This is a genomic window from Yersinia sp. J1 (assembly GCF_050586585.1).
GTDB lineage: Bacteria > Pseudomonadota > Gammaproteobacteria > Enterobacterales > Enterobacteriaceae > Yersinia > Yersinia entomophaga.
Genome location: NZ_JBOBDP010000002.1, coordinates 85,402 through 110,276 on the forward strand (window position 1 = coordinate 85,402; position 24,875 = coordinate 110,276).

A 24,875-nucleotide genomic window follows, 5' to 3' on the forward strand; every position below is an offset into this window, starting at 1 on the left:
AGTGACTAAATCCCGTAAACATCCCTTTCCTTTTTTAACTTTAATAAGATAATAGCGCCTATGTGCGATGGCTTATTCGCTCTCTCAGCCAGGGAAAAACAGAATGAATCCATACCCTAAGAAGGTATTTCAGTCAGGCAAGAAAATTTGTCAGGGAATGATGTTGGCCGGCGCGGTATTACTGATGGCGGCCTGTGATGAGGGCGATAAAACATCCGCCGTCGCCAATGCCAAACAGACTAACGCGGCTGCCGTTGTACCCGCTGCCGCCAAAAAAACCGATGCCGCCTCGCTGGCGGAAATGGCCAAGCGTTTTGCCGGTAAGCCTTTGACACTGCTTGATGCTTCAGAGCTTCAGCTAGACGGTGCCAGCGGAATGGTATTGACCTTCTCCGTTCCTCTCGATCCCAATCAGGATTTTGGTGCGCAGGTGCATTTGGTCGATACCCAAAGCGGGAAAATCGACGGTGCCTGGGAGCTGTCAGACAATCTGACCGAGTTGCGTTTACGGCATTTACTGCCGGAACGTAAACTGCTGCTAACGCTGGACGCTGGCCTAAAAGGCATTAGCGGCCAAACGTTAACCGTACCGGAACCGCAAAAAATCACCACTCGTAGCATTAAACCGAGCGTAGGTTTTGCCAGCAAAGGTTCGCTTTTGCCAACCAAATTGGCGCAGGGCTTACCGGTAATGGCGCTGAATGTCGATCACGTTGACGTTAACTTTTTCCGCATCAAACCGGCCAATCTGGCTAATTTCATCGCGACCTGGCAGTACCGAAATTCATTCGGTACCTGGGAATCTGATGAACTGCTGAAAATGGCCGATCTGGTGTATACCGGCCGTTTCGATCTTAATCCACAGCGTAATACGCGAGAAAAAATCCTGCTGCCGCTAGGAGATATCAAGCCGTTGCAGGAAACCGGCGTTTATCTGGCGGTGATGCAACAGGCGGGACAGTACAGCTATAGCATCGCGGCCAGCATGTTTACGCTAAGCGACATTGGCGTTTCGGTACATAGCTATCGCGATCGTCTGGACGTCTTCGCTCAAGGGTTAGAGGGGGGGGCCGCGCTGAAAGACGTTGCCCTACAGCTATTGGATGAAAAAGGGCAGGTGCTGGCAGAAGGGAAAACCGATGCTCAGGGCCACGCCCAGTTAGAAAAAAATGCCAAAGGGAAACTGCTACTGGCGAGCAAAGATGGGCAAACCAGCCTGATCGATTTGGTGGCTCCGGCGCTGGATCTGGCCGAATTTGAAATCGCTGGGCCGGAAGGTTATCAAAAACAATTCTTTGCCTTTGGTCCGCGCGATCTTTACCGACCGGGTGAAACCTTGATTGTTAACGGTTTACTGCGGGATGCCGACGGGAAGCCTCTCGCCGCTCAGCCAGTTAAAGTCGACATCGTCAAGCCGGATAATCAGGTGGCCCGCAGCTTTGTCTGGCAGCCACAGGACGGCTTATACCAATACCAATATGCGATTCCGGATAGTGCGCTGACCGGGGATTGGGCGCTGCGCTTTGATTTGGGCGACAACCAGCCGCGTTTATATAAATTCAAAGTGGAAGATTTCCTGCCGGAACGCATGGCGCTGGATATTTCCACCAGTAAACAGCCGTTGAGCACCGATGCCGCGTTGGCCTTTGACGTGACCGGCCGTTATCTGTACGGCGCACCGGCGGCGGATAACCGTTTGCAAGGACAGGCATTTTTGCGTCCGCAGCGAGAGGCGCTAACCGCACTGCCCGGCTTTGAATTTGGTTCAGTGGCGGAAGAGAATCTTTCCCGAACTTTGGATGAATTTGATACCGCATTGGATAAAAACGGCGAACTGGCCGTGCAAATCGATAACAGTTGGAGCGGCGTTAAATCTCCGGTGAAAGTGATTTTACAGGCGAGTTTGCTGGAATCCGGCGGTCGTCCGGTAACCCGTCGCGCTGAGCAGGCTATTTGGCCTGCAAAAGAATTGGCGGGGATTCGTCCATTATTCAGCAAGCGAAACGTTTATGACTATGTTTCCGATAAATATCGTTCGCAAGCGATGGTGGATGTCGATAGTCAGGCCGAGTTTGAGGTGGTTTATGCCAACGCAGCCGGAGAGAAACTGGCGGCAAAAGGCCTGAAAGTTCGTTTGATCCGTGAACGCCGTGATTACTACTGGCAGTGGTCGGAAAGCGACGGCTGGATGTCGCAATACGATAAAAAAGACCTGATGCTGGACGAAAAAAATCTTGATATCGCCGCAGGCAGCAGCGGCAAAGTCAGCTTCCCGGTGGAGTGGGGGGCTTATCGGGTTGAAGTGAGCAATAGCCACAACGATTTGGTGAGTAGCACTCGTTTCTGGGCCGGTTACGATTGGCAGGACAATACCGGTGGCAGCGGCTCGGTGCGTCCGGATCAGGTAAAACTGAAGCTGGATAAACCGGCTTATCGTCCGGGTGAAAAAGTGAAATTACATGTGGAAGCGCCAGCGGCTGGTACCGGTTATTTGCTGGTGGAGTCCAGCGACGGCCCACTGTGGTGGCAGGAAGTTGCGGTGCCAGTCGGCGGTGCTGACGTTGAGGTGCCATTGAATAAGGATTGGAACCGACATGATTTGTATCTGAGCGCCACGGTTATTCGTCCGGGTGATAAAACGGTGCAATCCACGCCTAAACGTGCGGTAGGTATTCTGCATCTGCCTTTGGCAGATGAAGGGCGCAAGCTAGGTCTGACGCTGGATGCACCGGCGCGGATGCGTCCGAATGAGACACTGACGGTCAAAGTCAAAGCTAACCCAATAGACGGTAAGCTGCCGAAGAAAGTGCAGGTGCTGTTGTCCGCCGTGGATAGCGGAATTCTCAGCATTACTGATTTTGCGACGCCAGATCCTTACGATGCTTTCTTTGGGCGTAAACGTTATAGCGTCGATCAATATGATGTATACGGCCAATTGATTGAAGGTCAGGGGCGTTTGGGTAGCCTGCGTTTTGGTGGGGACGGCGATGAGGAAGACGCTCTGTCTCGCGGCGGTAAAAAACCGATAACCGAAGTGACCATTGTGGCTCAGCAGGCGCAGCCGGTGACGCTGAATGAACAAGGTGAAGGCTCTATTCAGTTAGCTATTCCGGATTTCAACGGCGAATTGCGTTTGATGGCTCAGGCATGGAGCGATGAAGATTTTGGTAAAGCCGAAAGTAAAGTGATCGTTGCCGCACCGCTGATCGCGCAGTTAGCCGCGCCGCGCTTCCTGGCGGGTGGAGACCATACCGAACTGGCGCTGGACTTAAGCAACCTGTCCGGTCATCCACAAAATTTACAGGTGAAACTCAGCGCCACTGGTCTGATCGCGTTAAACGGCGCAGGGGAACAGCAGCTTTCTCTGGCCAACGGCGAACGTAAAACTCTGCTGATTCCGGTGCAGGCTCTGAACGGTTTCGGTCAGGGGGATATTGGTTTGGTTATCAGCGGCGTTGCCCTGCCAAATGAAAATCTACCGGATTATCAACATCACTGGAAAATTGGCGTGCGACCGGCTTATCCGGCACAGACTCGCCATTTCGCCAATATTCTGCACAGCGGCGAAAGCTGGATACTACCGCCAGAGGCCACTGAAGGTCTGGAACAAGATACCCTTGAAGGCCAGTTGTTGTTAACCAGCCGACCGCCGTTAAACGTGGCGCGCTACATCAGCGAGCTGTATGCCTACCCTTATGGCTGTCTGGAGCAAACCGTTAGCGGCCTGTATCCGTCGCTGTACAGCAATTATGCCCAGTTAACTTCCATTGGCATTAAAGCCGATAGCGATGAAAAACGCCGTAAATCCATCGATACCGGCATCGAACATCTGCTGAGTATGCAAAAGGATAACGGTGGATTTGCGCTGTGGGACAAACAGGGTTGGGAAGAACATTGGCTGACGGCCTATGCCACCGATTTCCTGTTCCGAGCTAGCCAGCAGGGTTACAGCGTGCCAGCCAGCGCGCTGACGGCGGCCAATAATCGTTTACTGCGTTATTTGCAGGATCCAAGCCAAATTGAGATGCGCTACAGCTCCAATGATCTGCATTCACGCTTTGCGGTACAAGCTTACGCTGGGCTGGTTTTAGCTTCGCAGCAGAAAGCGCCTCTGGGTGCGCTACGTCAGTTGGCCAACCGCAGTAAAGACGCCCGCACCGGCTTACCATTGGTGCAATTGGGTATCGCGCTGAAAATGATGGGTGATATGCCTCGAGCCGAAGTCCTGCTGACGCAGGGGATGACGACGACACGCGCTAAAACCGATTATTGGTTGGGAGATTACGGCAGTGAAATTCGTGACAATGCTTTGATTCTCTCATTGTTAACGGAAAACAACCTATTGCCGCAGCAGCGTGATAGCCGGTTGCTGTCGTTGTCTGAGCAACTCACTGGAAAGCGTTATTTATCGACGCAGGAAAGCAACGCGGTATATCTGGCCGGACGCACTTTAATTAGCGCCAATGAAACGCCGTGGCAGATCGCTTTCGCGACAAATCACGCGGAAGGGGCGGCAGAAACTCATGACAAACCGCTTAGCCAGAATTGGTCTGCTAAGCAGCTGACCGAAGGTTTGGCGCTACAGAATCCGGGGAGCGCGGCAGTTTATAGCCGATTAGATTTAGTAGGTTATCCGCAGATGGCACCAACGCCTTCTAACAATAATCTAAGTATCACACGTACTTATCTGGATATGAACGGTCATCCGGTGGAATTGGATCAGGTTAAAAGCGGCCAGTTAATCGTGGTTTACCTGAGAGTGGGCGCTAACCAACGGGTGCCTGATGCGCTGGTGGTCGATTTACTGCCTGCCGGGTTGGAACTGGAAAACCAGAATCTGGGTGACAGCAGCGCCAGCTTGGGGGAAAGCGCCAGCGGGTTGCCGGAGCTACAGATGAATATGCAGCAGGCGACCATTAAACATCAGGAATTCCGTGACGATCGCTATGTTGCAGCCGTTGATGTCGATGGCTACAACTTCACCACGCTGCTGTATCTGGCCAGAGCGGTCACACCGGGTACCTACCTGATTCCGCCGCCGCAGGTGGAATCCATGTACGTACCGGAATGGCGTGCTGTGGGTTCAACGCCAACGCAGCTACGCGTACTGAAATAAACTTTCTGGCCTCTTTGTTGCGGATTATCTGTGCAAAGGGGCCGAAATCATCGCCTGATGACTCGTTTTTTCCGCTCTCGCCGCCGTTTCTGGCTTGCTTTGCTGTTTATCTCGCTGCTGCTGCCGGCGGCTATCTGGCTGGCTGATAGAGCCTGGCCGCTGCCTCTAACTGATGTACAAATGGCACGGATTGTGGTGGCGGAAGATGGCTCTCCCCTATGGCGTTTTGCAGATGATGACGGCGTCTGGCGCTATCCGGTCAGTATCAAACAGGTTTCTCCGTATTATTTGCAAGCGTTGCTAACCTATGAAGATCGCTGGTTCTATCACCATCCCGGTGTTAATCCATTATCTCTGGCGCGTGCGGCCTGGCAGGATCTCCGTGCGGGGAAAATACTCTCCGGCGGCAGTACGCTTTCCATGCAGGTTGCGCGCCTGATCGATCCACATCCTCGCACTTTAGGTGGAAAACTGCGTCAGGTCTGGCGCACCTTTCAGTTGGAATGGCATCTGTCCAAAGACCAGATTTTGGAGATTTACCTGAACCGCGCGCCTTTTGGCGGGACATTGCAGGGCATCGGTGCCGCCAGTTGGACTTATTTAGGCAAAGCGCCGGACAACTTGACCCAAGGGGAAGCGGCTTTGCTGGCGGTACTGCCGCAGGCACCGAGCCATTTGCGGCCCGATCGTTACCCTTTACGTGCCAAAGCGGCGCGAGACAAAGTATTAACCCGATTAGCGCAGTACGGCGTCTGGCCTACGAGTCAGGTGACTGAAATTCAACAGGAAGATATCTGGCTGGCTCCTCGTCAGGTGCCGCAACTGGCACCTCTGCTGGCTCGCCGTCTGACGCTCGGTAACCAGCGCGAACTTATTCAAACAACGCTGGACGCCGGTTTGCAGCGCCAACTGGAAGATATGGCCGCCGGCTGGCGGCACCAGTTGCCGGAGAAAACCTCTCTCGGTGTGCTAGTAGTAGACCACACAACCATGGAAGTGAAGGCTTACATCGCCTCGGTTGATTTCGGTGATGACAGTCGTTTCGGCCATGTTGATACCATCAGCGCGTGGCGTTCACCTGGCTCGACGCTCAAGCCCTTTTTATATGCGATGGCATTAGATGATGGCCTCATTCACGGCGAATCCTTGTTACAGGACGTTCCGCGTCGGTTTGGCAATTATCGTCCGGGGAATTTTGATACCGGTTTTCACGGGCCTGTGAGTGCTAGCGATGCATTAGTACGTTCGCTGAATCTGCCCGCGGTACAACTCTTGGAGGCTTATGGCTCCAAACGTTTTGCCGCCAATTTGCGCAATGCCGGCCTGATATTACGTTTTCCTCTGCACAGCGAACCTAATCTGGCGCTGATATTAGGCGGAACCGGCGCACGTTTAGATCAATTGGTTACCGCTTTTAGCGCCTTTGGGCGTGGAGGGATGGCCGGACAGCTACGTTTCGAGCCGAAGCAACCGTTGCTTCAGCGGCGGCTATTTTCCCCCGGCGCGGCGTGGATTGTACGACGGATTATGGCGGGAGAAGGGAGGCCGGTGCCCGACGATATTTTACCTGCGGTTGTGCCTTTGGCATGGAAAACCGGCACCAGTTATGGTTATCGGGACGCATGGGCGATTGGCCTGAACGCCCGCTATACGCTGGGCATTTGGGTTGGCAGGCCCGACGGCACGCCGGTTGCAGGGCAATTTGGCTATGCTACTGCGGTACCTATTTTGCATCAGGTTAATGGCGTGCTCATGGCGCGCTTGAATCAGGGAAATCGAGCATTACCGATCGACCCGCGGCCTGAATCAGTGAGTCGGGAAGAGATCTGCTGGCCGGGCGGCCAGCCATTGCCAGCCGGTGACAGTAACTGCCGTCAGCGACGCCAGAGTTGGGTACTGGATGGTACTTTGCCGCCCACACTGGCGGCTCCCGGACAGGAAAATATCCAAGGTAGCCAGATGAATATATGGCTGAATAAGCAAGGTCAGCGAGTGGCGGCAGATTGCCCGGACGCTACGCCGACCCGTTTAACTCTCTGGCCGTTGCCGCTTGAGCCTTGGCTGCCGTGGGCAGAGCGTCGTGCGCAGCGTTTGCCACCGGTAAATGCCACCTGCCCGCCGCTAGCGGAAAATGACAGTCCTCCACTTTTGATTCTGGGTATTCGGGATGGGGCTGTTGTGCGTCGTTTACCGGGTAAGAACAGTCTGGATTTACGATTGGAAGCGCAGGGCGGGCAAGGGGAACGCTGGTGGTTCTTGAACGGCGAGCAGGTTGCTACCACTCAAAATCATCAATCATGGCTACAAACGCTGACGGCTCCGGGGCGTTATCAGCTAAATGTGTTGGATGAAAGCGGGCAAGTCAGCAACGTTGAATTCCGACTGGAGTAAGAAAGTCCAAATTATCTTAATTAAAAAACGCAATGCATATGGAAATACGATGTATTTGTTGTTTTTATATTAAAAAATAGTGTAACCAATAAAATGTTGATTTTATATAATCCCAATTGATTTTTTTTATTATTTTTAACCTCGGCTATTGATGATTTTCTTTCAAAGTGAATTTTTTTTATTTTTATTTTTATTTTTCTTTATCAATAATCAACAATCAACAATCAACAATCAATAATCAATAATCAATAATCAATAATCAATAATCAATAATCAATAATCAATAATCAATAATCAATAATCAATAATCAATAATCAATAATCAATAATCAATAATCAACAATCAATAGCAATATTGGAGTTTTGATGATGAATATAAAAATATTATCAATTATGATTTTTATCACAATATTTTCCTGTTTTAACGTATTGTCCAATGAGCCAAAAGTCTGTTTCTTTATGAATGATAGTTATCGAGGCGAGTCTCTCTGTGCTGGAAAAAATAACTCGGTGGAAAGTATTCCTGAAAGATGGAATGACCGTATATCATCGGTAGTTATTCCTCAGGGATTGTCTGTTAATGTTTATAAAGATATTAATTTCTCAGGCGAAAAATTAGTTATTAAACAAAATACTGACTTTGTTAAAGACGAAACTAAAATAGGTTTTAACGATGAGATTAGCTCATTTGAAGTAAATAGTACGGCATGTTTTTATGAAAGTGATGAGTTTTCTGGAAGTGCAGTATGTCTGGCGGCAAATGAAAGTATCGATCTTTATAGCAATAACTATCATAGCAGGAAAAACTACCACATTCTTAATCCACTTAACGATCAGATAAGTTCTATTACTGTTCCCCAAAATATGCAGGCGGTTGTTTATGAAGACGATGGTTTTCAAGGGGAATATTATGTTTTGACGGAAGACTTTACATATCAGGATTTAGAAAAATTAAATATTAATAATAGAATAACCAGTATGCGAGTTTTTCAAAACAATACCTTTACTTGCGATCAGCGCTGTGTAATCAAAGACGTTATGCGCATTCCCTTAGGGAAGGCTTTTGGTCATTATTGGTTGGATGAACGTTTGAGTTATAAAGAAGTATTGATAAGTTTTATAATAAATAATGATGATGACTATTCTATTTCATTCGTTGACGGTGGTGTTCTTCGAGTAAAGGATAGAGAACTGTATTTTATGCATCATAATAAATACAGCAGTTTTATTTTTCGGGTTAATGATGATAGCGATAGATTGTCATTTCTCTCCAGATTCAATGGTGACTATTTTGAAATACAGTTTGTTGAGTCGAAAGGAACGAGAAGTGCTTATGTTTCCCCGTTGTTTAGTTCACTCTTTAATTCTGGAAAAGAAACCGTTGATTTTAAGGTTAGTAATTTCAACCTTGAAACACCCGTTGTCATTGACAAACTGGTATTAACAGGAGAGCAGGGAAGCAACCGACAAACCCGTAGCGTGATGGGATTATTATCTTGCTGGTCGGTGCCGATGCTCAGTATTTATAATTATGTGATTCAGGGAAGCTGTAATCAGACTGACAGATTTGTCAGCAATGCCAATGAGTTCTTTAAAAAACCGAACGATAAGATATTGCAAATATCGGGTTCGGCAAAACCTTTACCTAAACTGAAATCGAATGAAACCTTTCAGACGGAGCCTCAAATCATAAATTTGCAGTCTGAACCCAAAGGTATTCTCACTCAAGTTCATTCCGATATGAACGGTAAGGCCTTAACGGTTCCTGCGACGGCGCTGGCTTGCAAAGTTTCAATGAAAGATCAGTTACTTCCTCAACTACGCTCTCGCCGTGATTTGTCTCCTGTATGTATTGAATGGACCTTGAATATTCTCACCGATTTTACTTTACTGTTTGGTGGCAGCACGGATAACTGGAATGCGGAGAATTTTGGACAAGTTATTGACCGAATTATACGAAATGGTGATACCGGGCATGCAGTATCTGATATTGAAACTGAAACTCGTCTGATTAACAGAGTCCAGACGTTATTCAGGGAAAGTGCTCAATCTTCTGGAAGCCAGGACATTTTTAATCTGAAAACGGCTTTTGAGTTTTCTCAGCTTAGCTATGCGGCCTATCTGTTTCATGGGAATAGTGAAGATGAAGATAGAGTGCGAACTCCTCAGGCAGTGCAATCACTACCTCTTGGACGATATGAGCTGTCGCTGCAAGATTTTCATTTTGTCGAAACCATTCCCAGAATTCGGCATGGGGAACGCTGGGTAGAACATCCCGAACAGCATTTCGATATTGAAGTGATAAGTGGTACGACTGAAGCGACGGAGGCTGCCAGACAGCGACTTATCCCGATTATTGATGAATGGAGGCAGATTTATCATCAAGTAAAACTGCCTGCCAGAGTTGACCTGCCAACGGAAATTGGTGAGCCTCTTGAACAAGTCAATCACATGGAGCTGCTGCATGAAGCATCGCGCTTGGTGAGCGATGTGACACAAAGCTGGTTAAGAACCAGTCGTGATGACTACATCTATGTGATTGTGCGTTTGTCTGGACAGATCGTCAGTATTACCATGGCGGTAGATATCAATGAATTTGACGTCGGGATCGCCGGTTCTCTGACAAATCCGACCTACGTATTGCATCCGCAGGCTGAGGGGGCAATAAGAGGAGCCGGCACCGCTGCAATCAGAGCGTTGGCCGATTATTTGAGCGAAAAAGGGAAGCGCACATTGGTTTCCAGCGTGATCAGCCAGCCTTCGGCCATAGTGAAGAAAAAAGTTGGCTTTAGGTTTATTGAGGAACTTTGACAATTTTTGGCAAGATAGGAATGATAGATCTGAGCGGGTCGGTAACAGGTTAATACCCTGAGCTTTTTATCCGCTTACTTGATTTTTATGTGAAATGTGATTTGTGCACAAAAATGAGGAATTAAGATAACAGTTTTTTAATAAATTGTTGTCATTCCCATAGGCAAGCGCTTTCGGCACACATATAATCTGCGACCACTTAACAGGGTCGGCGCAAAAATTACTTGAAAGAATCTGCCTGTAAGCCAAGCGGCAACGCTAATTCAGGGTGGTTTCCAAGTCCGGTCAATATTAGAAATCAAATAGAGGTTGTCATGACTGTAGAACGTACTTTTTCCATCATCAAACCAAACGCAGTAGCTAACAACGACATCGGTGCTATCTACGCGCGTTTTGAAAATGCCGGCTTCAAAATTATTGCTGCAAAAATGCTGCACCTGACCAAAGAACAGGCTGAAGGCTTCTACGCAGAACATAAAGGCCGTCCTTTCTTCGACGGTTTGGTTGAGTTCATGACCTCTGGCCCAATCATGGTTCAGGTTCTGGAAGGCGAAAATGCGGTTCAGCGCAACCGTGACATCATGGGTGCAACCAACCCGGATAACGCGCTGGCAGGTACTCTGCGAGCTGATTTTGCCGATAGCTTTACTGCTAACGCTGTTCACGGTTCTGACGCCGTTGAGTCTGCACAACGTGAAATCGCTTATTTCTTCGGCGAAAACGAAATTTTTCCACGCAGCTAATAGGTTGATTTAAGGGAGGTCAGGGCAATTTTCATCGGCTGACACAATAAAAATGCGGCCATGCCCTTTCAACCGTAGAATCCATGCCTTAAAATTCGTACAATGCCGCGCCCCGGATGAGCCAGCTCTACCGGGGCATTTTTATTATTTATCCATCGCCGTTTCTTTAAGTGCCACCCGGTTTAAAGCACAGCGCCGCAAAGTGTAACAACGAGGCCACGACAACTCATGTCTGAACAACAGTTATCTGCAACAATTCAACCCGATGCTTCTCCTGCTGCCGACAGCGCAGTGCAGGTAGCAGCGCCGGCCACCGCCAAAATCAACCTGCTCGATTTGAATCGTCAGCAAATGCGCGAGTTTTTCGCTGAAATGGGTGAAAAACCATTCCGGGCAGATCAGGTCATGAAGTGGATGTATCACTATTGCTACGATGATTTCGAGCAAATGACCGACATTAATAAAGTGCTGAGAGCAAAATTACAGCGCGTGGCTGAAATTCGGGCGCCGGAAGTGGCAGAAGAACAACGCTCAGCGGATGGCACCATTAAGTGGGCGATCAAAGTTGGCGACCAGCAGGTTGAAACCGTGTACATCCCTGAAGCCGATCGTGCCACTTTATGCGTGTCTTCTCAGGTTGGTTGTGCTCTGGAATGTAAATTCTGCTCAACCGCTCAGCAGGGCTTCAACCGTAACCTTCGTGTTTCCGAAATTATCGGTCAGGTATGGCGTGCGGCCAAAATTATCGGTTCGCTGAAATCAACCGGCACTCGCCCGATCACCAACGTCGTTATGATGGGAATGGGCGAGCCGTTGCTGAACCTGAATAACGTGGTTCCGGCGATGGACATCATGATGGATGACTTCGGTTTTGGTTTGTCTAAACGTCGCGTAACCCTCTCTACTTCAGGTGTTGTTCCGGCGCTGGATAAATTGGGCGATATGATTGATGTGGCGCTGGCCATTTCTCTGCATGCGCCAACCGATGATATTCGTGATGAAATCGTACCAATCAATCGTAAATATAATATCGAAACTTTCCTCGCGGCGGTTCGTCGCTATTTAGCGAAATCGAACGCCAACGGCGGGCGGGTAACGGTTGAGTACGTTATGCTGGATCACATTAATGACAGCACCGAACAGGCTCATCAGCTGGCAGAGTGTTTGAAGGACACGCCGTGTAAGATTAACCTGATTCCATGGAACCCCTTCCCAGGCGCGCCTTATGGCCGTAGCTCCAATAGCCGGGTAGATCGTTTCTCCAAGGTATTGATGGAATACGGATTTACGACTATTGTTCGTAAAACCCGCGGCGATGACATTGATGCAGCCTGCGGCCAATTGGCGGGCGAGGTGATTGACCGTACCAAGCGCACGCTGAAAAAGAAAATGGCCGGGGAACCTATAGCGGTTAAGACAGTCTGAACCTTACGGGGCGTTTAGCTCCGTTTAACTGACTGTTATTTAAGTTTTAATCTGCAAGATGTCAGGTGTTACGCGTAGGTAATACAGCAAATATGAGGGCCTGATGCGTCGTCAATTATTCAGGTTCTTGCCATTACGCAACTGGACAATTGGAAGAGCATGAAGCTGAATATACTGTGGGGAGCATGTTTGGCGGCCGTGGTTTTGGCCGGATGTTCGGGTTCATCTCCGAATAAGGTTGACCAGCCGGCGGCAGGTCAAACGCGTTTACAGCTTGGTTTAGCCTATCTGGCGCAGGGAGATTTACCCGCTGCCCGTCAGAATCTGGAAAAAGCCGTGAATGCCGCTCCGCAGGATTATCAAGCTCAGTTGGGCATGGCTTTATACGAACAGCGCGTCGGTGAAAACAGCGCCGCAGAACAGCGTTATCAGCAAGCGATGCAGCTCGCTCCAGGAAATGGCACCGTACTGAATAATTACGGTGCGTTTCTGTGTGGTTTAGGGCAGTATGTATCGGCTCAACAGCAGTTTAGCGCTGCGGCTTTGTTACCTGATTACGGTCAAGTTGCAGATAGTCTGGAAAATGCAGGTTATTGTTTTTTGCGGGCTAATCAAAATGACCAGGCCAAAGTGTTGCTCCGCCGAGCGTTGAAGTATGATCCTGATAAAGGTGGGTCGCTGCTTGCAGAGGCCGAAAGGCAATTTGGAGAAGGGAAACGCGCTCAGGCGCAACTACTACTGGATGTTTATCAACATGTTCTTCCGGCCAGTGCCGAAAGTTTATGGTTACAAATTCGTTTCGCCGCGCTGGCAGGTCGCCAGGATAGCGTTCAACGCTATGGCAAGCAGCTTGCGCGAAGTTTTCCACAATCCAAACAGTACCAGCACTTTCTAGCTAATGAATACTGAAGCCTCCCAAGATCAAACTGTTCCAGAGACGACAGGTGTGCGCCTGCGTCAAGCCCGTGAAGCATTAGGGCTAACCCAACAGAATGTTGCCGAACGTCTGTGCCTGAAAGTATCGACTATTCGGGATATTGAGGAAGATAACGCTCAGGCGAATCTTGCTTCGACGTTTTTGCGTGGTTACATTCGCTCATACGCCAAACTGGTTCGTCTGCCTGAAGATGAGCTATTGCCTATGCTGGCAAAACAGGCACCGATTAGAGCGGCGAAAGTCGCCCCGATGCAGAGTTTTTCATTGGGTAAAAAGCGCAAGAAACGTGATGGCTGGTTGATGATGTTCACCTGGCTCATTGTTTTTGTTGTGATTGGTCTGACCGGTACCTGGTGGTGGCAAAATCATCAGGCCCAACAGGCAGAGATCGCCAATATGGCCGATCAGTCTTCTGCCCAGTTATCGCAAAATGAGGGGCAAACAGTCCCTCTGGCTGATCAAAACGATAACGCGGAAAAAACCGAAGTTCCGTTGTCTGACGCTAATGCGTCAGCTGCGCCTTCGGCACCGGAAACCGCTCCGGTAACAGCTCCAGCCGCGGCAGGGAATGCCCCGGTAGCCACAGGTGAAACGCCGGCCTCGTCAGCGGTAGTTTCGCCAAGTCAGGCGACTTTGCCTGAAGTGTCAAACCCTGCCATTCCTTTGCCGACGGCAGAGGCTGCAGTTAACGCTGCCGCTGCCCAATCGGCCGGGTTGGTGATGAATTTCTCTGACGATTGCTGGCTGCAGGTTGTTGATGCAACGGGTAAATCATTGTTCAGCGGTATTCAGAAGAAGGGCGCGACCCTGAATTTATCTGGCAAAGCACCCTATAAACTGACGATAGGTGCGCCAGGGGCGGTCACCATTTTGTATCAAGGTAACCCTGTTGATTTAAGCAAGTTTGTTAAATCAAGCCGTGTTGCCCGTTTGACCGTCGGCGCTGAGTGATCTTGTGGTTATAAGTGACTACATGACTGCAAAGGAGAGCGTGTAATGCATAATGAATCCCCAATCATTCGACGTAAATCCACGCGTATTTACGTTGGAAAGGTGCCGATTGGTGATGGAGCGCCGATTGCTGTGCAATCGATGACCAACACTCGCACCACAGACGTTGACGCGACTGTTAAACAAATTCAGGCATTAGAGCGTGTTGGCGTTGACATCGTCCGTGTTTCGGTTCCGACGATGGATGCGGCTGAAGCTTTCAAGTTGATTAAGCAGCGCGCCAATGTTCCATTGGTCGCCGATATCCATTTTGACTACCGTATTGCGCTGAAAGTAGCGGAATACGGCGTGGATTGCCTGCGTATCAACCCCGGCAATATTGGTAACGAATCACGTATCCGTGAAGTGGTTGCCTGTGCGCGCGACAAGAACATCCCTATCCGTATCGGTATCAACGGCGGCTCGTTGGAAAAGGACATTCAGGAAAAGTATGGCGAACCCACGCCAGAAGCCCTGCTTGAATCCGCAATGCGTCACGTTGATATCCTCGATCGCCTCAACTTCGACCAGTTTAAAGTCAGCGTGAAAGCCTCTGATGTTTTCCTGGCGGTAAACTCATACCGTTTATTGGCAAAACAAATCAATAATCCGCTGCATCTGGGGATTACTGAAGCCGGCGGCGCGCGTAGCGGTTCAGTTAAATCGGCTATTGGCCTCGGTTTGCTGCTATCTGAAGGCATCGGTGACACGCTGCGTATTTCTCTGGCCGCCGATCCGGTGGAAGAAGTTAAAGTTGGCTTTGATATTCTGAAGTCTCTGCGCATCCGTTCCCGTGGTATCAATTTCATCGCTTGCCCAACTTGCTCACGTCAGGAATTTGACGTGATCGGTACGGTAAATGCGCTGGAAGAACGGCTGGAAGATCTGATTACGCCAATGGATGTCTCTATCATTGGTTGTGTGGTGAACGGCCCGGGAGAGGCTTTGGTTTCAACTATCGGCGTGACCGGCGCGCATAATAAAAGCGGCTTCTACGAAGACGGCGTACGCCAGCGGGAACGTTTTGACAACAAGTTGATGATCGACCAGTTGGAAGCCAAAATTCGCGCCAAAGCAGCGATGCTTGATGAGAAAAACCGGATTGATATCAACCAGCTGGAAGATCAGGCGCCGGTCTGATCCGGCGGTTGTGTCCAGCGTTGAGTAAGCGGGCTTGGCCCGCTTTATATTGTGCCCATAGTGGTGATGAGCGTCCCCATTGAATCACGGGACGGCTAGCCCCTATAATCGGCTTTATTTTTGCATCAAAACTATAGAGAAAAGACGTGGCAAAGAACATTCAAGCCATCCGTGGTATGAACGACTACCTGCCGGCTGATACAGCTTTATGGCAGCGTATTGAAGGCACATTGAAACAAGTGCTGGGCGGCTACGGTTACAGTGAAATTCGCTTACCGATTGTAGAGCAGACCCCGTTATTTAAACGCGCCATCGGTGAAGTGACCGACGTCGTGGAAAAAGAAATGTACACCTTTGACGATCGCAATGGCGAAAGTCTGACGCTGCGCCCGGAAGGCACGGCGGGTTGTGTACGCGCCGGGATCGAACATGGTCTGCTGTACAATCAGGAACAACGTTTGTGGTACATCGGCCCGATGTTCCGCTACGAGCGCCCACAAAAAGGCCGCTATCGCCAATTCTATCAGTTGGGTGCCGAAGTCTTTGGTCTGCAAGGGCCGGATATCGATGCCGAATTGATTTTGCTAACCGCACGTTGGTGGAAAGCGCTGGGTATCTCCGAGCACGTTCGTCTTGAGCTTAACTCTATTGGTTCATTGGACGCACGTGCCGATTACCGCGAAGCTTTGGTCGCCTTCCTGGAACAGCATCAGGAAGTGTTGGATGAAGACTGCAAACGCCGGATGTATAGCAATCCGCTGCGTGTTTTGGACTCAAAAAATCCAGAAGTCCAGCAGTTGCTGAACGATGCGCCGCGTCTTTCTGAATATCTGGATGAAGAATCCAAACAGCATTTTGCCGGATTGTGTGAACTTTTGGATCATGCCGGTATCCCATATAGCGTTAACGAGCGTTTGGTTCGCGGCCTGGATTATTACAACCGTACCGTTTTCGAATGGATAACCAATAGCCTTGGTTCTCAAGGGACAGTCTGTGCCGGCGGCCGTTACGATGGTCTGGTAGAGCAACTGGGTGGCCGAGCGACGCCAGCCGTCGGTTTTGCTATGGGGCTGGAGCGTTTGGTTTTGCTGGTTCAGGCGGTTAATCCTGAATTTTGCGTACCGCCAACGGTTGATGTGTATTTGGTGTCTTCCGGTCAGGGGACACAGAGCGCAGCAATGCAGCTGGCTGAAACTCTGCGTGACGCTTTGCCGTCATTGAAGCTGATGACCAACTATGGCGGCGGCAACTTTAAAAAACAATTCGCCCGTGCCGATAAATGGGGCGCGCGCGTGGCCTTGGTGTTAGGTGAAGACGAAGTGTCTGCACAGCAGGTAGTAGTGAAAGATCTGCGCAAGGGTGAACAAGAAACGCTGGCGCAAGCTGATGTAGCTGCGCGTCTGGCTTCGATGTTAGGTTAAGGAGAGAGACACCGTGGAAGTCTATACCACTGAAAATGACCAGGTTGACGCAGTGCGCCGTTTCTTTAGTGAAAACGGAAAAGCGCTGGCCGTGGGTGTGGTGCTCGGAATTGGTGCTTTGGTGGGCTGGCGTTATTGGCAGAGCCATCAGAATACCGCGCTGACGGAAGCATCTTCTTCCTTCCAGAAAGCCAGTGCGGCATTGGCAGCCAACAACGCTGAAGGCGTTACCGCTGCGGAAAAATTTGTACAAAGCAACAGCAACAACTATGGCGTGTTGGCCGGGTTGGAACTGGCGCATCACTTTGTGGCACAAGGGCAATTTGATAAGGCTGCTCAGCAGTTGAGTCTGGCTCAGGGCAATACCAAAGATGAAAACCTGCTGTCGTTGATCAACCTGCGTTTGGCGCGTGTCCAGCTGCAATTGAAAAAGCCGGAAGATGCATTGAAAACCCTCGATGCGGTGAAAGGCGATGGTTGGACTGCAATGGCGCAAGACGTGCGTGGCGATGCATTATTAAGTAAGGGCGACGTTGCTGGTGCACGCGCAGCTTACACCAAAGGCGTCGAATCTAATGCTTCTCAGGCGTTGCAGGCATTGCTGCGCATGAAATTGAACAATTTGTCCAGCTAAGGGGAATTCCCATGCAACTGCGTAAAACACTCTTAGTAGGACTGGTTTCCGTCGCCCTATTGAGCGGCTGCTCACTGTTTAACAGTGAAGAAGATGTGGTGACCATGTCGCCACTGCCAACGGTTGAAAATCAGTTCACTCCGACCAAGGTGTGGAGCACTTCTGTTGGCAGCGGTGTGGGTGATTACTACTCCCATCTGCGCCCGACCTGGCAGGGTTCTTCTGTTTTCGCCGCTGATCGTAAAGGTCTGGTGAAAGCGATGGATATCGATACTGGTAAACAAATCTGGCAAACCGATCTGTCTGAAAAAACCAATTTCTACTCCAGCAACAGATCAGCCATGCTTTCCGGCGGTCTGACTGTTTCTGGTTCTCACGTGTTTGTGGGTAGCGAAAAAGCGGTGGTCTACGCGCTGAATGCCGACGATGGTAAAGTAGCGTGGCAGACCAGCGTGGCTGGCGAAGCGATGTCGCGTCCGGTTGTCAGCGACGGCGTGGTTCTGATTCACACTACCAACGGTATGTTGCAGGCGTTGAATGAGAGCGATGGCGCGATTAAATGGACGCTGAATCTGGATGTGCCTTCTCTGTCCCTGCGCGGTGAATCTGCACCGACCGTTGCCTTTGGCGCGGCTATTGTTGGCGGTGATAATGGTCGCGTTAGTGCGGTCATGATGGAACAAGGCCAGCTGATTTGGCAGCAACGTATTTCTCAGGTAACCGGTACTACCGAAATTGACCGTCTGAACGATGTTGATATGACGCCAATCGTGGTAGACGGCGTGGTTTATGCGCTGGCTTACAATGGTAACCTGACCGCATTGGATCTGCGTTCTGGTCAGATTCTGTGGAAACGCGAGTTGGGTTCGGTCAACGATTTCATCGTTGATTCTGGTCGCATTTTCCTGGTTGACCAAAATGACCGCATTGTGGCACTGAAATCCGACGGTGGTATTACCCTTTGGAGCCAAAGCGATCTATTGCATCGTAACTTGACTGCCCCAGTTATGTATAATGGCTATCTGGTGGTTGGTGATGCCGAAGGTTATCTGCACTGGGTGAATACCGAAGACGGCCGTTTTGTTGCGCAGCAGAAAGTGGATAGCTCCGGCTTCCTTAGCGCGCCGGTGGTTGTCAGCGATAAGCTGATGATTCAGGCCAAAGGCGGCACGGTCTACGCGTTCACTCGCTAATTATCGGGTAATACACTGGACGAAAGCTAAACTTTCAAGGGTGTGATTACCGAACACATTGGCTCTTAATATGAGTCCCTAAACGGCTCCTGAATAGTTCAGGGGCCGTTTCGTATTCTATAAACTCCGCTGTCCGTGTTGTTCGATAGCGTTGTAACGAATTGAAAAATAAGTAATGAGGCTTCAATAATGATACCTGTCATCGCCCTGGTTGGGCGCCCGAATGTGGGTAAATCCACTTTATTTAACCGTTTGACTCACACTCGGGATGCGTTAGTGGCGGATTTCCCCGGGCTGACGCGTGACCGTAAATATGGTCGTGCCGAAGTTGAGGGTCATGAGTTTATTGTTATCGATACCGGCGGTATTGATGGCACCGAAGATGGCGTTGAAACACGCATGGCTGGACAGTCGCTGTTAGCGATTGAAGAAGCAGACATCGTATTATTCATGGTTGATGCGCGCGCTGGCCTGATGCCTGCGGATCAGGGCATTGCCCAGCATCTGCGTAGCCGCCAAAAAGCCACTTTCCTGGTTGCTAACAAAACCGACGGCATGGAGCCTGAAGCGGCCGCCGCCGATTTCTACTCTTTGGGAATGGGAGACGTTCACCCAATTGCCGCTTCGCACGGTCGTGGCGTAGCTCAGCTGATTGAAGAAGTCATGGCTCCGTATATGGCGCCGGTAGAACCTGAAGTTGAATTGACTGAAGAAGAAGCCAACGCCGCCTATTGGGCAGAACTGGAAGCGCAGGATCAAGATCAGGCAGAAGGGGAAGAACCAGAAGAAGACGATTTCAACCCGCTGGATTTGCCGATCAAGCTGGCCATAGTTGGGCGTCCTAACGTAGGTAAGTCTACACTGACCAACCGCATTCTCGGTGAAGAGCGTGTGGTGGTGTACGACATGCCGGGCACCACTCGCGACAGTATTTATATCCCAATGACCCGCGACGATCGTGAATATATCCTGATCGACACCGCCGGTGTGCGTAAACGTGGGAAAATCACTGAAACCGTTGAGAAATTCTCGGTAATCAAGACCCTGCAAGCGATCGAAGACTCGAACGTTGTATTGCTGGTGATTGATGCTCGCGAAGGTATCTCCGACCAGGATTTGTCTCTGTTGGGCTTCATCCTCAATAGTGGGCGCTCACTTGTTATCGCCGTCAATAAATGGGATGGCATGAGCGAAGAAGCTCGCGCTCAAGTGAAAGACATGCTGGACCTGCGTTTGGGCTTCGTTGATTTCGCACGTATTCACTTTATCTCTGCTCTGCACGGCAGCGGCGTAGGTAATCTGTTTGAATCCATTCAGGAAGCTTACGATTGCTCTACCAAACGTGTTGGTACCTCAATGCTGACGCGTATCATGCAAATGGCTGAAGAAGATCATCAGCCGCCGCTAGTACGTGGTCGCCGTGTGAAACTGAAATACGCCCACGCCGGTGGTTATAATCCACCCATCGTGGTTATTCACGGTAATCAGGTGACTGATTTGTCCGATTCCTATAAACGCTACCTGATGAACTATTTCCGTCGTTCATTGAAAGTGATGGGGACGCCGATCCGTATTCAGTTTAAAGAGGGTGAAAACCCGTTTGCTGGCAAGCGTAACACCTTGACACCAAACCAGATGCGGAAGCGTAAACGCTTGTTGTCACATCTGAAAAAGAAATAAAGTAAGCTAGCAGGGCGCGGATATTCCGCGCCCTTCGTGTTTCTGGCTAATGGCTAAAAGTATTGTTTACGAAATGAGTTTGGGAAGACGTTATGTCATGGGAAACTTGGAGTTTTGCGTTTAGCGTAACAGTACCGAATTTATTGATGATGTTACTTGGCGTCATGTTGCGACGCTGGCGTCTGATGGACGACAGTTTCTGCGACGGTGCCACCCGTCTGGTTTTCAATCTCGCTTTGCCTTGCCTGCTATTCTTTAGCGTTGCCACTAATCACGTTAGTCTGGCCGATCATCTACCATTAGTGATTTACGGTGCAGTCGGCACGTTGATTACCTTTTCGCTGCTGGAAGTGGCCGCTCACTGGCTGGTTAAAGAGCCTCGTGAGCGCGGTGTATTCGTGCAGGGCGGCTTTCGTGCCAATACCGCCATAGTGGGGTTGGCCTACGCGATGACCGCTTACGGTGATGAAGGCATGGCGCTGGGGGCGATGTATCTGACGGTCACGGTAATATTATTCAACGTTCTGTCGGTGATCACGTTAACTCGCAGTCTGAACGCGGCCACCGACGGAAAAATCAGCCAGAGCGCCTTATTGAAAAGTATTGTGACTAACCCGCTAATTATCGGTCTGGTTTGCGGCTTACTCTATGCTCAAACCCACCTGCCGATGCCGCAGGTTATTCAGCAAACCGGTGGTTTTATTTCCGCTCTGGCACTGCCGCTGGCCTTGCTTTGCACCGGAGCCAGCCTGGACTGGAAGGCGATGTTTCGTTCTTCTAACGTGGCGGCTTTGGCATCCTCCGCCAAACTGATTTTTGTACCTTTAATCATGACGTTAGGCGGATGTTTGCTGGGTTTTCGCGGTGCTGCACTGGGAATTATCTTCCTGTTTTCAGCGACGCCAACGGCGGCGGGCAGTTATGTGATGACGCGAGCAATGGGCGGAAATGCCACTTTAGCGGCTAATATTATCGCCATTACTACCGTGGGATCGTTCTTTACTACGGCCTTGGGTATTTATTTCCTGCGTACATTCGGCGTGATTTAAGGAGAAAATAATGGAAGCTCTATGTCCGGTGTGTCATACAGCGATGGATGAGGTAAGTAGTCACTTTCACTGTGCTACATGCAGTAGCGACTATCAGCCGCAAGCGATTTGCCCAGATTGCGAAAAGCCGTTACAGGTGCTTAAGGCCTGCGGCGCAGTTGATTATTTTTGTCAGCACGGGCATGGTTTGATTTCGAAAAAACGCGTGAAATACGAGTATACCCTGCATCTTTAACGCCGCAGCGAGTTGTCAATTGTCTTACTGACACACTGGATAGCATCGTACCTGGTGACGATAAAAACTGAGCTATTTCGCCGCCGTTCGCGGCTTACGTGCTTTTTTCACCGGCGTTAGCTGCGTAATTTCACTTTCCACCCAACCATCCTGCAGCCGGGTTTTCAGCGTATCACCCACCTGTACTTGCTGAGTGGTTTTTAGCAGACTGCCGCTGGGGGTTTGGGTCACGCTATAGCCGCGTGCCAGTGTAGCCAGTGGGCTAACGGTTTCTAACTGAGAACAGGCAATCCCAAAACGTTGACGATAAGCGTTTAGCTGGCGCTCTAGCGCCTGTTTCAGACGATATTCCTGCTGCTGCACTTGTTGACTGTAACGATGGATACGTCCCTGCGGCTGGACGTGACTCAGCCGTTGTTGCAAACGCTCAACCCGGCGAACTTGCAGGCGAATCTGGTTTTGAGCGCATTCTTCCAACCGACGTTGCAGTTTAAACAACAACGTTTGCTGGCGCGCCAAACGCAAATGAGGATGCTGTTGCTGTAAGCGGTGATGCAGTCGGGTAAATTGTTGATTACGCTGCGCCAGATAATAATCCATCGCCATTTCCATGCGCTGTTGCTGCGCTTGAATCTGACGCACTAATTCCAGCTGATTGCGGCTAACAATTTCAGCGGCAGCAGAAGGCGTCGGTGCTCGCAGATCGGCAACAAAATCGGCGATAGTCACATCGGTTTCATGCCCGACGGCGCTGACAATCGGAATCCGGCTGGCAAATATTGCTCGCGCCACCCGTTCATCGTTAAAACTCCATAAATCTTCCAGCGAACCGCCACCACGCCCCACAATCAAGACATCACACTCAGCGCGCCGATTGGCCATTTCAATCGCGCGGACGATTTGCATTGGCGCTTCGGCACCCTGAACCAAAGTAGGATAAATCACCACCGGCAGCGAAGGATCGCGGCGCTGAAGCACCTGTAGCACATCGTGCAGAGCCGCTCCGCTGGCGGAAGTAATCACGCCGACCCGTTTGGCTGGGGCAGGGAGCGGCTGTTTGTGCGCCGCTTCAAATAATCCTTCCGCTGCCAATTGTGCTTTCAATTGCTCAAACTGCTGTTGCAGCAAACCATCGCCGGCAGGCTGCATACTTTCAGCGATTAACTGATAGTCACCTCGGGGTTCATACAGAGTGATTGAGGCTCTGACCAGCACCATCTGACCATTTTGCGGGTTAAAAGTGGTGCGGCGATTGCTATTGCGAAACATCGCGCAGCGTACCTGCGCCCGATCGTCTTTCAAGGTAAAATACCAGTGACCGGAGGCGGGCTTGGAAAAGTTGGATATCTCGGCGGTGAGCCAAATCTGGCCCATTTCCATTTCCAACAGCTGTCGAACCGTCTGATTCAGGCGGCTGACGGTAAATATCGAGGTGGCGGAAGTTAGTGGCATGTGACCTGGATCAAATTTTAAAACAAGTACTTAATTGATCGATATTACCTGCCTCAGAACGGTAAGCAAGAAAATTTATCAGAAAGTGCTGGAGGCAACCGATTACGCTCTGTATAATGCCACGGCAATATTTTATCTTTTCTCAAATCACTCTGGTGAGATATTGCCCATGCTACGTATCACGAAAGAAGCACTAACCTTTGACGACGTTCTCCTGGTTCCAGCCCATTCCACAGTTCTGCCTAACACTGCGGATCTTGGTACTCAACTGACCGCAACTATCCGCCTGAATATCCCTATGCTGTCCGCAGCCATGGATACCGTAACCGAATCTCGCCTGGCCATTGCTCTGGCGCAAGAAGGCGGTCTGGGCTTCATCCATAAAAACATGTCTATCGAGCGTCAGGCCGAAGAAGTCAGCCGCGTGAAAAAACATGAAAGCGGCGTGGTTACTGAACCACAGACCGTTACGCCAACCACCACTTTGCGTCAGGTTAAAGAACTGACCGCCCGTAACGGCTTTGCTGGCTATCCGGTTGTGACCGAAGATTACGAACTGGTGGGTATCATTACTGGCCGTGACGTACGCTTTGTCACCGATCTGGAACAGCCTGTAACGGCGGTTATGACGCCGAAAGAGCGTCTGGTTACCGTAAAAGAAGGCGAATCTCGCGAAATTGTGTTGCAGAAAATGCACGAAAAACGCGTTGAAAAAGCGTTGGTAGTTGATGATAACTTCCATCTACGCGGCATGATCACCGTAAAAGACTTCCAAAAAGCAGAACGTAAGCCTAACGCCTGTAAAGACGAACACGGCCGTTTACGCGTTGGCGCTGCCGTTGGCGCCGGAGCAGGTAACGAAGAGCGTATCGACGCACTGGTTGCCGCTGGCGTTGACGTTTTGCTGATCGACTCATCTCATGGTCATTCCGAAGGCGTTCTGCAACGCATTCGCGAAACTCGCGCTAAATATCCTGATCTGCAAATTGTTGGCGGTAACGTCGCTACAGGCGCAGGCGCAAGAGCATTGGCAGAAGCCGGTGTTAGCGCGGTAAAAGTGGGGATTGGCCCCGGCTCTATCTGTACTACCCGTATCGTTACCGGCGTGGGTGTTCCGCAAATCACAGCGGTATCTGATGCCGTAGCCGCGCTGGAAGGCACCGGTATTCCGGTTATCGCCGATGGCGGTATTCGCTTCTCCGGTGATATTGCGAAAGCGATTGCAGCGGGCGCGTCCTGCGTGATGGTGGGTTCTATGCTGGCAGGTACTGAAGAATCTCCGGGTGAAATCGAACTGTATCAAGGCCGTTCATTCAAATCCTATCGCGGTATGGGGTCTTTGGGCGCGATGTCCAAAGGTTCTTCCGACCGTTATTTCCAGACTGATAACGCCGCAGACAAACTGGTACCGGAAGGTATCGAAGGCCGCGTAGCGTACAAAGGTCTGCTGAAAGAAATCGTTCACCAACAAATGGGCGGTTTGCGCTCTTGTATGGGTCTGACCGGTTGCCCGACCATTGACGATCTGCGTACCAAAGCAGAATTCGTACGCATCAGTGGTGCGGGTATTCAGGAAAGTCATGTGCACGATGTGACTATCACGAAAGAATCACCGAACTACCGCATGGGCTAATTCCAAGAGCTGCGGTCGGTGAGTT

Annotated in this window: 16 protein-coding genes; 15 read left to right on the top strand and 1 reads right to left on the bottom strand. The window is 50.3% G+C overall.

The genetic code is table 11. The annotated features are described in order from the left end of the window. The first annotated feature begins 103 nt into the window (after positions 1-103). The 14 genes from ACQ4OC_RS05135 to ACQ4OC_RS05200 all read left to right on the top strand — a co-directional run bounded on the left by ACQ4OC_RS05135 (position 104) and on the right by ACQ4OC_RS05200 (position 21,765). On the top strand, positions 104-5,116 hold the full coding sequence (locus tag ACQ4OC_RS05135) for an alpha-2-macroglobulin family protein (protein WP_064516859.1): 5,013 nt from the start codon (positions 104-106) through the stop codon (positions 5,114-5,116). A gap of 57 nt (positions 5,117-5,173) precedes the next feature. Continuing rightward, complete coding sequence (gene pbpC, locus ACQ4OC_RS05140; RefSeq protein ID WP_064516861.1) at positions 5,174-7,507, top strand: peptidoglycan glycosyltransferase PbpC; 2,334 nt, start codon at positions 5,174-5,176, stop codon at positions 7,505-7,507. A 366-nt stretch (positions 7,508-7,873) separates the two neighbouring features. Continuing rightward, the gene (locus ACQ4OC_RS05145) at positions 7,874-10,318 is read left to right on the top strand and encodes a peptidase inhibitor family I36 protein (protein WP_430970998.1); all 2,445 of its coding nucleotides are present in this window, start codon (positions 7,874-7,876) and stop codon (positions 10,316-10,318) included. A gap of 314 nt (positions 10,319-10,632) precedes the next feature. Then, complete coding sequence (ndk, locus tag ACQ4OC_RS05150) at positions 10,633-11,061, top strand: nucleoside-diphosphate kinase (RefSeq protein WP_049601718.1); 429 nt, start codon at positions 10,633-10,635, stop codon at positions 11,059-11,061. Between the two features lie 228 nt (positions 11,062-11,289). Next, entirely contained in the window at positions 11,290-12,486 is a 1,197-nt protein-coding gene (locus tag ACQ4OC_RS05155) for a bifunctional tRNA (adenosine(37)-C2)-methyltransferase TrmG/ribosomal RNA large subunit methyltransferase RlmN (protein WP_064516864.1), read from the top strand. A gap of 159 nt (positions 12,487-12,645) precedes the next feature. Continuing rightward, a complete protein-coding gene (gene pilW / locus ACQ4OC_RS05160) occupies positions 12,646-13,395 on the top strand; it encodes a type IV pilus biogenesis/stability protein PilW (protein WP_064516866.1) in 750 nt (249 codons plus the stop codon). Continuing rightward, positions 13,385-14,374, top strand: coding sequence for a cytoskeleton protein RodZ (gene rodZ, locus ACQ4OC_RS05165; protein WP_064516867.1), 990 nt, complete (start codon positions 13,385-13,387; stop codon positions 14,372-14,374). Before pilW ends, rodZ begins: the two co-directional genes overlap by 11 nt. 45 nt (positions 14,375-14,419) lie before the next feature. Next, complete coding sequence (gene ispG, locus ACQ4OC_RS05170; RefSeq protein ID WP_064516868.1) at positions 14,420-15,553, top strand: flavodoxin-dependent (E)-4-hydroxy-3-methylbut-2-enyl-diphosphate synthase; 1,134 nt, start codon at positions 14,420-14,422, stop codon at positions 15,551-15,553. Positions 15,554-15,699: 146 nt separating this feature from the next. After that, positions 15,700-16,974, top strand: coding sequence for a histidine--tRNA ligase (hisS, locus tag ACQ4OC_RS05175; protein WP_064516872.1), 1,275 nt, complete (start codon positions 15,700-15,702; stop codon positions 16,972-16,974). A gap of 13 nt (positions 16,975-16,987) precedes the next feature. Beyond that, entirely contained in the window at positions 16,988-17,608 is a 621-nt protein-coding gene (locus ACQ4OC_RS05180) for a YfgM family protein (protein WP_064516874.1), read from the top strand. A gap of 11 nt (positions 17,609-17,619) precedes the next feature. Continuing rightward, positions 17,620-18,801: an outer membrane protein assembly factor BamB gene (gene bamB, locus ACQ4OC_RS05185; protein WP_064516876.1), complete on the top strand. Its 1,182-nt coding sequence runs from the start codon at positions 17,620-17,622 to the stop codon at positions 18,799-18,801. A 189-nt stretch (positions 18,802-18,990) separates the two neighbouring features. After that, complete coding sequence (der, locus tag ACQ4OC_RS05190; protein ID WP_064516878.1) at positions 18,991-20,481, top strand: ribosome biogenesis GTPase Der; 1,491 nt, start codon at positions 18,991-18,993, stop codon at positions 20,479-20,481. A gap of 92 nt (positions 20,482-20,573) precedes the next feature. Next, positions 20,574-21,530, top strand: a complete 957-nt coding sequence (locus ACQ4OC_RS05195; protein WP_430970999.1) for an AEC family transporter — start codon at positions 20,574-20,576, stop codon at positions 21,528-21,530. A 10-nt stretch (positions 21,531-21,540) separates the two neighbouring features. Next, positions 21,541-21,765, top strand: a complete 225-nt coding sequence (locus tag ACQ4OC_RS05200; RefSeq protein ID WP_064516881.1) for a zinc ribbon domain-containing protein — start codon at positions 21,541-21,543, stop codon at positions 21,763-21,765. Positions 21,766-21,837: 72 nt separating this feature from the next. Here ACQ4OC_RS05200 and xseA read toward each other — a convergent pair whose 3' ends face one another. Continuing rightward, positions 21,838-23,217: an exodeoxyribonuclease VII large subunit gene (gene xseA / locus ACQ4OC_RS05205; RefSeq protein WP_120805803.1), complete on the bottom strand. Its 1,380-nt coding sequence runs from the start codon at positions 23,215-23,217 to the stop codon at positions 21,838-21,840. A gap of 169 nt (positions 23,218-23,386) precedes the next feature. On the opposite strand from xseA, the gene guaB reads away from it, so the two are divergent. Beyond that, positions 23,387-24,850 (top strand): IMP dehydrogenase, encoded by a 1,464-nt coding sequence (guaB, locus tag ACQ4OC_RS05210; protein WP_064518479.1) that lies wholly within the window; start codon positions 23,387-23,389, stop codon positions 24,848-24,850. Positions 24,851-24,875 lie beyond the last annotated feature (25 nt).

Bases quoted from the DNA above. Each gene is read 5' to 3' on its own strand.
- ACQ4OC_RS05135 (WP_064516859.1), top strand. From the start codon at position 104: ATGAATCCATACCCTAAGAAGGTATTTCAGTCAGGCAAGAAAATTTGT.
- pbpC (WP_064516861.1), top strand. From the start codon at position 5,174: ATGACTCGTTTTTTCCGCTCTCGCCGCCGTTTCTGGCTTGCTTTGCTG.
- ACQ4OC_RS05145 (WP_430970998.1), top strand. From the start codon at position 7,874: ATGATGAATATAAAAATATTATCAATTATGATTTTTATCACAATATTT.
- ndk (WP_049601718.1), top strand. From the start codon at position 10,633: ATGACTGTAGAACGTACTTTTTCCATCATCAAACCAAACGCAGTAGCT.
- ACQ4OC_RS05155 (WP_064516864.1), top strand. From the start codon at position 11,290: ATGTCTGAACAACAGTTATCTGCAACAATTCAACCCGATGCTTCTCCT.
- pilW (WP_064516866.1), top strand. From the start codon at position 12,646: ATGAAGCTGAATATACTGTGGGGAGCATGTTTGGCGGCCGTGGTTTTG.
- rodZ (WP_064516867.1), top strand. From the start codon at position 13,385: ATGAATACTGAAGCCTCCCAAGATCAAACTGTTCCAGAGACGACAGGT.
- ispG (WP_064516868.1), top strand. From the start codon at position 14,420: ATGCATAATGAATCCCCAATCATTCGACGTAAATCCACGCGTATTTAC.
- bamB (WP_064516876.1), top strand. From the start codon at position 17,620: ATGCAACTGCGTAAAACACTCTTAGTAGGACTGGTTTCCGTCGCCCTA.
- der (WP_064516878.1), top strand. From the start codon at position 18,991: ATGATACCTGTCATCGCCCTGGTTGGGCGCCCGAATGTGGGTAAATCC.
- ACQ4OC_RS05195 (WP_430970999.1), top strand. From the start codon at position 20,574: ATGTCATGGGAAACTTGGAGTTTTGCGTTTAGCGTAACAGTACCGAAT.
- ACQ4OC_RS05200 (WP_064516881.1), top strand. From the start codon at position 21,541: ATGGAAGCTCTATGTCCGGTGTGTCATACAGCGATGGATGAGGTAAGT.
- xseA (WP_120805803.1), bottom strand. From the start codon at position 23,217: ATGCCACTAACTTCCGCCACCTCGATATTTACCGTCAGCCGCCTGAAT.
- guaB (WP_064518479.1), top strand. From the start codon at position 23,387: ATGCTACGTATCACGAAAGAAGCACTAACCTTTGACGACGTTCTCCTG.